Origin of the sequence: Methylobacterium sp. Leaf102 (assembly GCF_001422425.1) — a bacterium.
Lineage (GTDB): Bacteria > Pseudomonadota > Alphaproteobacteria > Rhizobiales > Beijerinckiaceae > Methylobacterium.
In genome coordinates, this window is sequence record NZ_LMMX01000023.1 from 333,560 (window position 1) to 345,637 (window position 12,078).

At 66.8% G+C, this 12,078-nt stretch carries 12 protein-coding genes; 5 read left to right on the top strand and 7 right to left on the bottom strand.

What is annotated here, in order from left to right:
- Positions 1 to 2: 2 nt before the first annotated feature.
- A complete protein-coding gene (gene rlmJ / locus ASF27_RS12990) occupies positions 3 to 848 on the top strand; it encodes a 23S rRNA (adenine(2030)-N(6))-methyltransferase RlmJ (RefSeq protein ID WP_056176241.1) in 846 nt (281 codons plus the stop codon).
- Between the two features lie 95 nt (positions 849 to 943).
- Here rlmJ and ASF27_RS12995 read toward each other — a convergent pair whose 3' ends face one another.
- Complete coding sequence (locus ASF27_RS12995; RefSeq protein WP_056360663.1) at positions 944 to 1,627, bottom strand: hypothetical protein; 684 nt, start codon at positions 1,625 to 1,627, stop codon at positions 944 to 946.
- 255 nt (positions 1,628 to 1,882) lie between these two features.
- Between ASF27_RS12995 and ASF27_RS13000 the strand changes: the two genes are divergently transcribed.
- Positions 1,883 to 2,578 carry a hypothetical protein gene (locus ASF27_RS13000; protein ID WP_056172290.1) on the top strand — a complete coding sequence of 232 codons (696 nt, stop codon included), beginning with the start codon at positions 1,883 to 1,885 and terminating at the stop codon, positions 2,576 to 2,578.
- 56 nt (positions 2,579 to 2,634) lie between these two features.
- On the opposite strand, the gene ASF27_RS23415 is transcribed toward ASF27_RS13000, so the two are convergent.
- Positions 2,635 to 2,757 (bottom strand): hypothetical protein, encoded by a 123-nt coding sequence (locus ASF27_RS23415; RefSeq protein WP_277996072.1) that lies wholly within the window; start codon positions 2,755 to 2,757, stop codon positions 2,635 to 2,637.
- A gap of 209 nt (positions 2,758 to 2,966) precedes the next feature.
- Here ASF27_RS23415 and katG point away from each other — a divergent pair, with 209 nt between their 5' ends.
- Complete coding sequence (gene katG / locus ASF27_RS13005; protein WP_056360667.1) at positions 2,967 to 5,288, top strand: catalase/peroxidase HPI; 2,322 nt, start codon at positions 2,967 to 2,969, stop codon at positions 5,286 to 5,288.
- A gap of 348 nt (positions 5,289 to 5,636) precedes the next feature.
- On the opposite strand, the gene ASF27_RS13010 is transcribed toward katG, so the two are convergent.
- The 3 genes from ASF27_RS13010 to ASF27_RS13020 all read right to left on the bottom strand — a co-directional run bounded on the left by ASF27_RS13010 (position 5,637) and on the right by ASF27_RS13020 (position 7,661).
- Positions 5,637 to 6,113, bottom strand: coding sequence for a BLUF domain-containing protein (locus tag ASF27_RS13010; RefSeq protein ID WP_056172109.1), 477 nt, complete (start codon positions 6,111 to 6,113; stop codon positions 5,637 to 5,639).
- 130 nt (positions 6,114 to 6,243) lie between these two features.
- Positions 6,244 to 6,666 (bottom strand): BLUF domain-containing protein, encoded by a 423-nt coding sequence (locus tag ASF27_RS13015; protein ID WP_056306368.1) that lies wholly within the window; start codon positions 6,664 to 6,666, stop codon positions 6,244 to 6,246.
- A 101-nt stretch (positions 6,667 to 6,767) separates the two neighbouring features.
- A complete protein-coding gene (locus tag ASF27_RS13020) occupies positions 6,768 to 7,661 on the bottom strand; it encodes a cobalamin B12-binding domain-containing protein (RefSeq protein WP_056360669.1) in 894 nt (297 codons plus the stop codon).
- 707 nt (positions 7,662 to 8,368) lie between these two features.
- Here ASF27_RS13020 and ASF27_RS13025 point away from each other — a divergent pair.
- Complete coding sequence (locus ASF27_RS13025; protein ID WP_056172298.1) at positions 8,369 to 8,602, top strand: hypothetical protein; 234 nt, start codon at positions 8,369 to 8,371, stop codon at positions 8,600 to 8,602.
- Positions 8,603 to 9,398: 796 nt separating this feature from the next.
- On the opposite strand, the gene ASF27_RS13030 is transcribed toward ASF27_RS13025, so the two are convergent.
- Together ASF27_RS13030 and ASF27_RS13035 are read right to left on the bottom strand one after the other, a co-directional pair.
- Entirely contained in the window at positions 9,399 to 9,668 is a 270-nt protein-coding gene (locus tag ASF27_RS13030; RefSeq protein ID WP_056172301.1) for a hypothetical protein, read from the bottom strand.
- 189 nt (positions 9,669 to 9,857) lie between these two features.
- Positions 9,858 to 11,291, bottom strand: coding sequence for an FAD-linked oxidase C-terminal domain-containing protein (locus tag ASF27_RS13035; protein ID WP_056360672.1), 1,434 nt, complete (start codon positions 11,289 to 11,291; stop codon positions 9,858 to 9,860).
- Positions 11,292 to 11,602: 311 nt separating this feature from the next.
- Here ASF27_RS13035 and ASF27_RS13040 point away from each other — a divergent pair, with 311 nt between their 5' ends.
- Positions 11,603 to 11,965, top strand: a complete 363-nt coding sequence (locus ASF27_RS13040) for a cytochrome c family protein (protein WP_056089739.1) — start codon at positions 11,603 to 11,605, stop codon at positions 11,963 to 11,965.
- Positions 11,966 to 12,078 lie beyond the last annotated feature (113 nt).

Consider the following 12,078-nt stretch of genomic DNA (forward strand, 5'->3'; position numbering starts at 1 on the left):
CCGTGAACTACCGCCACGCCTTCCACGCCGGGAACTTCGCCGACGTCCTCAAGCACCTCGTCCTGACGCGGGTGCTGACGCATCTCCAGGCCAAGGCGACGCCGTTCCGGGCCATCGACACCCATGCGGGCCTCGGCTTCTACGACCTGACGGGCGACGAGGCCGGGCGCACGGGCGAGGCGGCCGAGGGCTGGGGCCGCCTCGACACACCGTTCCCGGAGGCCGTCGAGAGCCTGCTCGGCCCCTACCGGGCGGCGGTGGCGGCGGTTCAGGCCCGCCACGGCGCCACCACCTATCCGGGCTCGCCCGCCCTCATCCGCGAGTTCCTGCGCTCCACCGACAAGGGCGTGTTCGTCGAGCTGCACCCCGCCGACGCCGAAATCCTGCGTGACCGCTACAACCAGGATTCGCGCACCAAGGTGATGCATCTCGACGGCTGGACGGCTTTGGGCTCTCTGATCCCGCCGCCCGAGCGGCGCGGCGTCGTGCTCATCGACCCGCCCTACGAGGAACTCGGCGAGATCGACCGCCTCGGGGCGGCCCTGGCCAGGGCCGTGGCGAAGTGGCCGACGGGCACCTACCTCGGCTGGTACCCGATCAAGGACGTGGCCCTGGTGGACGCCATGGTGGCCGACCTCCACGGCGCCCTGAACCGCCCGGCCCTGCGCCTCGACCTGCTCGTCAGCGAACCCGACCCGACGCGGCTCAACGGCAACGGCCTCATCGTGATCAACCCGCCCTGGCGGCTCGCCGAGGAGGCGATGCTGTTCCTGCCGGCGCTCGCCGAGCGCCTCGCCCGCCGCGATTACGGGGCCTTTCGCTGCGAGGCATTCGGGGCGGTCGCGTAGGGTCGAAACCCGACCAGCTTCACCGTATGGAACGGCTGAGTCGGGTGGGAAGCGGTCGGTCCGTTTTTAGGTCGACCCCACGATAAGCAGACAGATCAAATGTTCCGCAAACCATCGATCTTTGCGCGAGCACGGATGCTGGCGTTGCGAACCATCCAATGGTGATGGACTCCGGCCCGTTCGAGCACCGGCATCAAATGCTCGGCTGGCCGAATTTCGATTTCCCGACAAACAGCTTCCGCGACGTAGACGCTGTCCTGCTCCACGAGGTTCGCCAGGAACTCGACGTTCTTCAAGTTCAGCGAGGGCACGAGCGCGGGGCCAATGTCATCATAGTCAACGTGGTTCCGTAGCGAGGAGATCAGGTCTTGCAAGCCATCCTGCTCGTCGGCCACCCACGCCATCGTGGGATGCTCGTCTTCGACGAACCCGCCCTCGTCTGCCGCCCGGCCAACCGCTTCCAGAAAGCTGTTGGTACATTTGAAGACAATTCGCGTGGTCCCGTCATGACAGAGATGCATCACCGCTCCCCGTACACCCGCCACGCATAACATCACATGATGATCGCTCGTATTGGGGTCATCCAAAATGATGCCGTGGAGGCTCCAAACGAGAGGGTGAAATGCTCGGAACTCCAACGTCTTCTGGATGACCGCCTGCGCGGGAAGAAGGCCGAAAGCCTGTGCCAAGTCGCCCTTTTCGGCAACGTCGCTGAAATAGGCTTCCAGTTTGTTCGATAAATTGGGATCGCCTGTCAGGGCGTCGAACTCCTCTGCCATCCGTACTCCTCGTCATGACGATAGATTGGACGGCAACGTCCGCTTTCTGGATATGACAATCAATGAGCAACCGACCGCCTTGGGTCGCGAGCAGCCCTTGGGACAGTCGGCCGGGTTGGGTTCTGATCCTGAATTCGTTCGCGCTTGCACGCTGACGCGAACTGATCCAGGCCTCGTCGATGACGCACAGTATCGACGCAGAACCGGAGACCATGCGTGCAAAACCGGCTTAGGGGCTTTGGCGGAGACACGACCGTGACGGCCTGGGTCGATCTCGACAGCACCCCGATTCCCGGTGGGCGGGAGACCCTGCACCTGCGCCGCTGGGGCGAGGCCTACTCGATCCAGGTCGGCACGGCCGAACTGATGACCGATCAGGATCGCGGATCGGAGCAGGCGCTCGCCACCCTCCCGTGCGGGCGGCTGGCGGAGAGGCCGGCCCCACGCATCCTCATCGGCGGCCTCGGCATGGGTTTCACCCTGCGGGCCGCCCTCGACGTGCTGGGCCCCCGGGCCGAAGTGGTGGTCGCCGAACTCGTGCCCGGCGTCGTCGCCTGGGCGCGGGGCATCCTCGCGCACCTGCACGGGGCCAGCCTCGACGACCCCCGGGTCAGACTCGTCGAAGCGGACGTGAACCGCCTGATCCAGTCGGGCCCGGCGCGGTACGACGCGATCCTCCTTGATGTCGACAACGGCCCGAAGGGCATGACCCGGCGCTCCAACGACCGGCTCTACGATGTCTGGGGGTTGAGGCGGGCGCATTATGCCCTGCGGCCCGGCGGCCTCCTGGCGGTGTGGTCGGGCAGCCCGGACCGCCGCTTCAAGGCGCGGCTGAAGCGCTGCGGCTTTTCCGTGGAAGAGATCCGCTTCCCCGCCCATCCGGGCGGCCGCCGCCACGTGCTGTGGATCGCCGCGCGGGTGGAGGCGGAGGCCGCTGCGTCCGTTCCCTGAAGCCGGCCAACGAGGTCGGCTCCGGGTATGGCCGCCGAGGAACCCCGGGCGGGCCCTCAGAACACGAAGTCGATGGCGGTGCGGTTCCGGACGCCGACCAGGTCGATGGCGAAGTCCGCCCGGACATCGCCGTCCCGATCGCCCCCGATCAGCGTCGCGCATGAGCACCTCTGGCTCACGCGAAGGTGCGGCTTGGTCGGAGGCGTTCGGCGGACGTCCGACACGGATGGGAACCGGAGACGCCTTGATTTTTGTTAAAGACGCCTGATTTCGCTGGCAGTGTCGGGTCGCGCAAGAGTTGCTTTCGCATGGGGGATCGCACGCCTCACGGCGCCGGCGACGGCCCGATCCGTCCGGTGGCGCCGGCCCTGCGCCGAGGGAAACGTTGATGAACGAGATGACGACGGACAAGACCAACACCGACTCGTACCCGATGGAGGGCAAGTGCCCGTTCGGAGGTGACCGCATCGGCGGGGCGCTCGGCACCCGTCCGGCCCTGGAGAACTGGTATCCGCACCGCCTGAGGGTCGAACTCCTGCATCAGAACGGGCTCGCGGCCGATCCGCTCGGGCCGGATTTCGATTACGCCGCCGCCTTCGGGACCATCGACCTCGACGCCCTCAAGGGCGACATCAAGCAGTTCCTGACCTCGTCGGTGGCGTGGTGGCCGTCCGATTACGGCAATTACGGCCCGCAGATGGTCCGCATGGCCTGGCACTCGGCCGGCACCTACCGCATCGCGGACGGGCGCGGCGGTGCCGGCACCGGGATGCAGCGGTTCGCGCCGATCTCGAGCTGGTGGGACAACGGCAACACCGACAAGTCGCGTCGCCTGCTGCAGCCGATCAAGCACAAGTACGGCAACGCGCTGTCCTGGGCCGACCTGATGGTGCTCACCGGCAATTGCGCCCTGGAGATCATGGGTCTGCCGACCTACGGGTTCGCCGGCGGGCGCCTCGACGCCTGGGAGGCGGACAACGCCACCTACTGGGGGCCGGAGGTCGTCGAGATGGGTACGGTCTCGAGCTTCGACGAGATGGTCAACCGCGACCAGCGCTGGCGGGGCCGGAACGGCGACGCCGATTACGACCTGGAGAACCCCCTCGCCGCCTCCCACCAGGCGCTGATCTACGTGAACCCGGAAGGGCCCTACGCGAACGGCGACCCGCAGGGCTCGGCCAACGACATCCGGACGACGTTCACCCGCATGGCCATGAACGACGAGGAGACCGTGGCGCTCATCGCCGGCGGCCATGCCTTCGGCAAGAGCCACGGCATGACCCCCGCCAAGGAGATCGGACCGCCGCCGGAGATGGCGCCCATGGAGGCGATGGGCCTGGGCTGGAACAACCCGAAGGGCACCGGCGCGGGCAAGGACACCATGACCAACGGCATCGAGGGCAGCTGGACCCCCGATCCGACCCGGTGGGACAACGCCTACCTGGAGAACCTCTTCAAGTTCGACTGGGAGCAGACCAAGAGCCCGGCCGGCGCCCTGCAATGGACGCCGAAGGATCCGAACGCGCCGAAGACCCCCGACGCCCATGTCGCCGGACAGATGCATCCCCTGATGATGATGACCTCCGACATCGCCCTGAAGGTCGACCCGGCGTACCGCAAGGTCTGCGAGAAGTTCCTGGGCGACTTCGACGCCTTCACGCAGGCCTTCTCCAAGGCATGGTACAAGCTCACCCACCGCGACATGGGGCCCAGGCACCGCTACCTCGGCCCGGAGGCGACCCTCGAGGACGGCCTGCTGTGGCAGGACCCGATTCCGGAGGCCGCCTACAGCCCCATCGGCGAGCCCGAGATCGCCGCCCTGAAGCAGGCGATCCTGACCACGAACCTCTCGGTCTCGGACCTCGCCTTCACGGCCTTCTCGGCGGCCTCGACCTACCGCGACAGCGACAAGCGCGGGGGCGCCAACGGTGGCCGCCTCGCCCTGAGCCCCCAGAAGGATTGGGCGGTGAACCGCCGGGCCGCGCCGGTGGTCGAGGCGCTCCGCGGCGTCATGACCACGTTCAACGGCGGCCGCAGCGACGGCAAGCAGGTTTCGCTCGCCGACCTCATCGTGCTCGCCGGCTGCGTCGCCGTGGAGAAGGCGGCCGGGGAGGCCGGGGTCGCGACGCGGGTGCCGTTCACGCCCGGCCGGGTCGACACCACGCAGGCGCTGACCGACATCGAGATGTTCACGTGGCTGAAGCCCGTCGTGGACGGCTTCCGCAACTACGTCGACGACGGGTTCGACGCGATGGCGCAGCGTTTGGCGCCGGAGGAGATGTTCCTCGACAAGGCCAACCTGCTGACGCTGACCGCCCCCGAATGGGTGGTGCTGACGGGCGGCCTGCGTGCTCTCAACGCCAATCACGACGGGTCGAACCGGGGCATCTTCACGGACCGGGTCGGCGTGCTGACGACGGACTTCTTCCGGACCCTGACCGACACGAACCTGGTCTGGGAGAAGACGGACGCGGCCGGGACGGCCTTCACGCTCAAGGACCGCGAAACCCGCCAGGCGAAGTTCGAGGCCACGCGCAACGATCTCGTGTTCGGATCGAACGCGCAGCTGCGCAACATCGCCGATGCCTATGCGGGCAGCGACGGCCAGAGCCGGTTCGTGGCGGATTTCGTGGCGGTCTGGGACAAGGTGATGATGCTCGACCGGTACGACGTGAAGGGCCACCGGCGTTACGGGCCCATGGCTGCCTGAGGGAGGGCCGCCTGAGTGAAGGCCGCCTGACCGACGAACGGCCGGTAGACAGCCCGTCCCACCGTCCGGTGGGACGGGGGCACCGCGAGGGCGGCTCGGCGCAGGAGCGCCGTCCCCTCCGTCGGTGCGATCCGTCGGGGTCCCGCGCTCAGGCGAGGAGGAGGGCGTCCCCACCGGCGGGTCCGACGGCTGGATGCCCGGGGAAACGCCCGCTTCTCCGCACGGCCGTCCGAACGCAGCTCGGCCATACCCCACGCCACCCAGGCGAAGAGCGGACCGGCGGATGTCGACCCGACTTGGTCGTACGAATTGGCCTCGGGTCTGCTGGAAAGCGGACGTGGGTCCCGGTCAGCCCCGACCAAGCGGGTCGAGCGCGCCCGAATCCAGGTGTTCGAGAATACGCGTCAGCGCCACGCGATTGTTTTGATCGTCTGCGCTTTCGAGCGCATCCCGTAGCACCAGGCGGATATCTTCGGCTTCGACCTTCTCCATGTCCCAGTTCGGATAAAGACGTTCTCGCTCTTCCTCGCTCTGGCTCAGCGAAACGATGTCATAATGCCGCTTGTCACGATGCAGGATCGCGATCAGTTTCTGTATCTGGCCGGCTGGTCCTTCGATCCACTGGAAGAAGACGCCGCTGCCGAAAACCAGCACGCCGGTGATTCCGTGTGCAAGGTTGTTGCGCTGGGCCGCCTCGACGATGCGGGAGACTTCGGCATCGTCAACGCCTTCGGCGGCACGGCTACAGTAGACGAAATGATAGAGTGGAACGAGCGCATCTTCGTCAAAATTGACGCCGCGCGGGATGCCGTATTCGTCGAACATGGGTGATCTCGCTTCATCTATTCCGGGCAGACCAGGATGCGACTTGAACAGAGCCGGCGTCCGAATCCACCGAGCGGCATCGGTCCTATCCGCCGACCACCCATTCATCCTTGTCCGATCCCCTAGCTGTTCATGAGGCGCACGATGCGTCGTCGCATTCAGGTTCAGCCGCGAGCCGCTCGAATATCCTGAGCGCTTGCAGAGAAGTCGCTTGATCGATCGCCCCTTTTGCGACTTCGGCTTGCGACCACATCCAAGATCGGGCGGGATCGTCACGCATGGCCCAGCGGGGGAACAATCGGTCCGCCACGGTGCAATAAGACAACCGCCTGATCTCCAAATGCCGGTCGTCCCTCAAGATCCGGGCATAGGTTGCATCTAGCGCGCCCGCCGAGCCCTCCAACAACTGCATGTAGACATCTGCCCTGCAGATGAGGGCGCCGGTGATCCCATCGCGGGCGTTGCATCGGCGCGATTGCGACAGGATGCCATTGAGCGTCGCTTGATCGAAGCCAAACGGGCGTGAGGCATAGATGAGCTGAACGACGGACATTGCTGCTGGATCCTATCGGGCCGTCGGATCGGTGGAGGTATCGACATTCGGTCGGTCGAAGGCTCGAAGGATGAGAAATCGCTGCGGTGATTGCAGGTTTCTCAGGGCCTTTTCGAGCGCTCGGAGCTTACAGACGAGAGCAGTCTCTGTGCGAGCAGCACGGCGGTTGCGGCATCGACCGCCGAGGCATCGGCACCGACCCGTTCGACATATTCGGGATGTTCGAGGAAGACGGGTCCCCCGACCATGACGCCGATCGACGGGTTGAGTGACGCTCGTCTCACCGCCTGGATCGAGGCCGCGAGTTGATCGAGATGGCTCTCCCGGCTCAGCGTCAGGCCCACCACGCCGAACGGCTCCGAACCGACGAGATCGGCGATCTCCTCGGGGCTGGAGGCAAGGCCACTCGCCACATGCCAGCCGGCCTTGCGCATGAACTGCTCGACGATGGCCAAGCCGAAGGTGTGAAGTTCGCCTGGCGATCCCATCAGAAGGATACGGCGCTCGCTATCGTAGGGCGCGATGCCTCCGTCCATGCGATACGCGGCCAGCAGGAACTGGAGTTGGGCGAGGCCGGCCGTGACCTCGATGAAGCCGCACAGGTCGTCGTCCCACATGCGTCCCAGCAAGGCCGCCGAAGGTGCCAGCAGGTCGAGGAACAGGTCGTCGACGCAATAGCCCTTGGCCGTCAGGGCCGAGAAAGCGTTCATGACGGCCGTGACGTCGTGCCCGAGGATCAGATCCGTGAAGCCCGCGACCGTTTCCGTATCCAGCTTCGGTGGAACGTCCGACCGGACCTGCCTTTCGCCGCGTTCAAGCAGCATCAGCCGGGGGATGATGTCTGTCTGGACGATGCGGCCGAGCGCCAGGGTCCGCTGCCGTGCCTCGTCCACGGATCTTCGTCGTGCATAGTCCTCCCGGACATACGCCGCTTCGGCGATCCCCGCCGAAACGAGACCCGCCCACTCCCGATGGGTCGACCCTGGATCCAGCATTGCCTCATCCCCATGGTCCGGGGTTCAAGTCCCCGTTTGTTATTGACCGTCGTCCGGCGAGTACGGAGAGCAACAGAGACGCAAATGCGGGCGTTGTAAAGGCGGCGGATTTCCGACCCCGCTCGGCCGATATCAGCGGTTCACGGCGGGCAGATCATACGACCCAACTCGCCGAGAGACAGGTCGTCGAACGTCCGTCTCTCGTCGAGTGCAGCCTGGAGGGGACCGACCGCTTCCCACCCGAGCCAGTCGCAGAGCGGCCAGCCAGCCCCCGACCCGACTTTGCCGGATAAGCCGCTCTCCGCCATCCGCCGGAAGCGGTCGTGCGTCGATCGGTGAGGGGGGCAGCGGCGCCACATCGGCGGGCCTTCGCCCGTGAGCGGGAGAGGGGCCGCCTTTGCTGAAAGGGTGAGCCCCGATGCGGGCGGCCCCGATCTCGTCGGGTCGACACCGTCCGCTCGTCCGGGGTCGAGATCCGACTCCGCGGCGTCCTGGTGGATGACCTGAAACTTCGCGCCGACCCGTTCCGTACCGACGCGAGAGGATAGGATCGCGCCCAGGCAAAAGCCTTGATGTGAGCGCGGGATGACTCTTGCAAGATCATCAGAGTATCGGAAAGTAATTCTTCGTTCTTTCGGGAACAACGATACAATCATGCTGTTGTCTCGTGGGTTGGATAAGATGCTCACCTCCACAGGAGATCACACATGAAGACGTTCACCCTTGCGCTGACCGCCTTGACCGCCCTCGGCGGCATCGCCCTCGCCGCCGGTTCGGCCACGGCCGCCCCGATGTCCGTCAACGGCCTTCAGTCCGAGAGCGGCGTCACCCAGGTCCGCATGGACCGCAGTGAGCGGATGATGATGAAGAAGCGCATGATGCGGAAGAACATGATGAAGCGCCGCATGATGAAGAACCGGATGATGAACCGCGGCATGTGATCTCGAATACGCGACGCTTTCGGAGGTCCCGACGCAGGGGCCTCCACCCCGACGGCCACGACTTCGAAGAAGACCGTTTGGCTCGCAACCGACCCGCTCTACGTCCGGGATCGGCGACGTCGAGCGTCGCCGAAGGATGTACAGGCATCCCGTGGTCGTCCGCATCACGCAGTGGGTCGATGCGGTGTGCCTCCTGGCCCTGCGCACGAGCGGCCTCCGGATCTTCAACGCTCACCCGGCCCTGTACTGGGGCAACGTCTCGACCTTCGACAGCCAGATCACCCGACGAGGTCCTACGGCGAGCCGGCCGGGGGCGCCCGACCGTGCCGTGGAAACCGGCCGATCCGATAGCCGGGAGACACGTTCCGCGCGCATCCGGCTTCGATCCGAGCCGCCCCCTATGACGAAGCAGCGCGTCTGCGCCGGGACGAGGCGGCCGGGCGGCATGACCGCGTCGACGAGGCGGTGGGCGAGCCGTTCCGGCGGTTCCACGTGCAGTCGAAGGGCCTTGGGAGAGGGACGCCGTTTCGACTCGAGAGGGCCAAGCCCGGCGCCTCGTCGGTCGGCTCTCAGGCCAGTCGGCGATACGGCCCGTGCGCTCACGGCCAGCCGCGATGCCCCCGCCCGGAGGCGCGGGATGCGTCAGGTTTCCGCCGCGCGCAGCCATCCAGGCCCGTCGGGAGACGGCGGCGCCCGGCCCGGCGAAGCCGCCCGGCCGAAGCATTCCACGTCTCTCCGGCCGCGAGCGATTCCTGGCACGAGCACGGCAAGGCGGCGCGATGGCCGGCCGTGACGCTCAGTAGCTGTAGCTGCGCTGGTTGTAGCCGCCGCCGCGCTGCTGGACGCGGGAGCCGTAGTCGATCTCGCGCTCGCGCCGGGCCTTGCGGTTGGCGAGATAGCGCCCGCCGAGACAGCCCGCCACGGCACCGACGACGCCGCGCTCGGCGAGGTAATGGCCGGCGAGGCCGCCGATGATCGCGCCCTTGATGCAGCCCTTGGCCTCGGCCGCGCCGGCGCTCACCAGGGTGGCGAGGGCGACGGCCGACAGGGTCGAAACGATCCGCATGGTGATCCTCCACGATTGCGGAGGATGAAACACCGTCACGCTCCACCCCGTTCCGGGACGCCGCTCACTTCGTTCACGCCGCAATGCGGCCCGTCGACAAACTCAGAAAGGGGTCAGGCCGCGACGCGGCCTGCGAGAAGTCAAATCGGCGTCAGGCCGCGACGCGGCCTGCGAGAAGTCAAATCGGGGTCAGGCCGCGACGCGGCATTCCAGGGGGAACACCTTGGCGGGGTTCATGAGCCAGCCGGGGTCGAACACGTTCTTCACCCGCATCTGCTGGTCGAGATCGGCTTGTCCGTACTGGAAGCGCATGAGCTCGCGCTTCTCGATGCCGACGCCGTGTTCCCCCGTGAGGCAGCCGCCGACCTCGACGCAGAGCTTGAGGATGGCGTCGCCCGCGGCCTCGGCCTTCTGGAGTTCGCCCGGCTTGTTGATGTCGAACAGGATCAGGGGGTGGAGGTTGCCGTCGCCGGCATGGAACACGTTGGCGACCCGCAGGCCGTGGCCGGCGCAGATGGCGCCGATGCGCTCGAGCACCAGGGGCAGCTGGCCGGTGGGAATGGTGCCGTCCATGCAGATGTAGTCGGAGATGCGGCCCGTGGCACCGAAGGCGGACTTGCGGCCCTTCCAGATGGCGGCGGACTCGCCCTCCGACTTCGACACCCGCAGGCTCGTCGGGCGGAAATCCTCCGCGATGGCGACGATGCGGGCGAGCATGGCCTCGCACTCGGCGTCCGAGCCCTCGACCTCGATGATCAGCATGGCCTCGGCGTCGCGCGGGTAACCAGCCTGGGCGAAATCCTCCGTGATGAGGATCGCCTCGCGGTCCATGTACTCCATCGCCACCGGGATGATGCCGGCGGCGATGATGGCGGCGGTGCAGGCGCCCGCATCCTCCACGGAGGCGAAGCCCAGAAGCGCCGGGCGCGCGCCCTCGGCACCGCGCAGGATGCGGACGGTGGCCTCCGTGACGATGCCGAGCTGCCCTTCCGAGCCGCAGACGAGGCCGAGCAGGTCGTAGCCGCCGGAATCGAGGTGCTCGCCGCCGATCTCCACCACGGTGCCGTCGTTCATCACCAGGGTGACGCCGAGAAGGTTGTTGGTGGTGACTCCGTATTTGAGGCAATGCGCCCCGCCGGAATTCATCGCGATGTTGCCCGCGATGGTGCAGGCGAGCTGGCTCGACGGGTCGGGGGCGTAGAAGAAGCCCTCGTGGGAGACCGCCCCCGAGATGGCCAGGTTGGTGATGCCGGATTCCACCCGCGCCGTGCGGTTCTCGTAGCTGATGTCGAGGATGCGGTTCATCTTGGCCACCCCGAGGATGATGGCGTCCTCCTGGGCGATGGCACCGCCGGCGAGCGAGGTGCCGGCGCCGCGCGGCACCACCCGCACGCCGTTGGCGTGGCAATACGCCATCACGGCCGAGACCTCCGCGGTGGTGGAGGGCAGGACCACGGCGAGCGGCATCTTGCGATAGGCCGTCAGCCCGTCGGTCTCGAAGGCGCGGCGCTCGTCCTCGGTGGTCACCAGGGCCTCGGCCGCCACCAGGGGGCGCAGCCCTTCGATGATCGCGTCGCGGCGGGCGACGATGCCGGCATCCGGCACGGGAAAGGCGATGGTCATCTCGGGTCCTTCGGGCGTTCCTCGGGGACGGTCGGCGCCGGGTCTTCAGCCCACGCTCAGCTTGGACGGCGTAGACCGGCGATGCGGTCGGAGCAGTCTTCGAGGGACGACGCTACAGCCAAAGCCGCGCCCTTCCCAGGGGCTTCGCGCCGGGGTCGGGGACGGGTCGACGGCGCCGGCCCGGCGAAGCTTCGTTTCGCCGCAGACGCCATCGCACGGACTGGAACGTTTTCACCCTTGATCTGTTCTAAAGGACCAAGCTCTGCCATAAGCCGGGGTGGCCCAAAACCGCCCCTCAGGAGGAAACAAGAATGCGTCATCTCATCCTCGGCGTCGCCCTCGCGCTCGTGCTCCCTCTCTCCGCCCACGCCGAAGGCGATGCGGCCGCCGGCGAGAAGGCGTTCGCTCCCTGCAAGGCCTGCCACAATTTCGAGAAGAACGGCGTCGGTCCGACCCTGAAGGGTGTCGTCGGCGCGAAGGCCGGCGAAGGTGCCGACGGCTACGCCTTCTCGGCGGCCATGAAGGGCTCCGGCATCACCTGGGACGAGGCCAACCTGCACGAGTGGCTGACCGACCCGAAGAAGAAGATCCCCGGCACCAAGATGGTCTTCCCCGGCGTCAAGGACCCGAAGAAGGTCGACGACATCATCGCCTACCTCAAGACCAAGTCCTGATCCGAGACCAAGTCCTGATCCGAGACCAAGTCCTGATCCGAGACCAAGTCCTGATCCGAGACCAAGTCCAAATCCCGAGCCCGGCCCGCCACCGGCGGGTCGGTTCGCCGAGG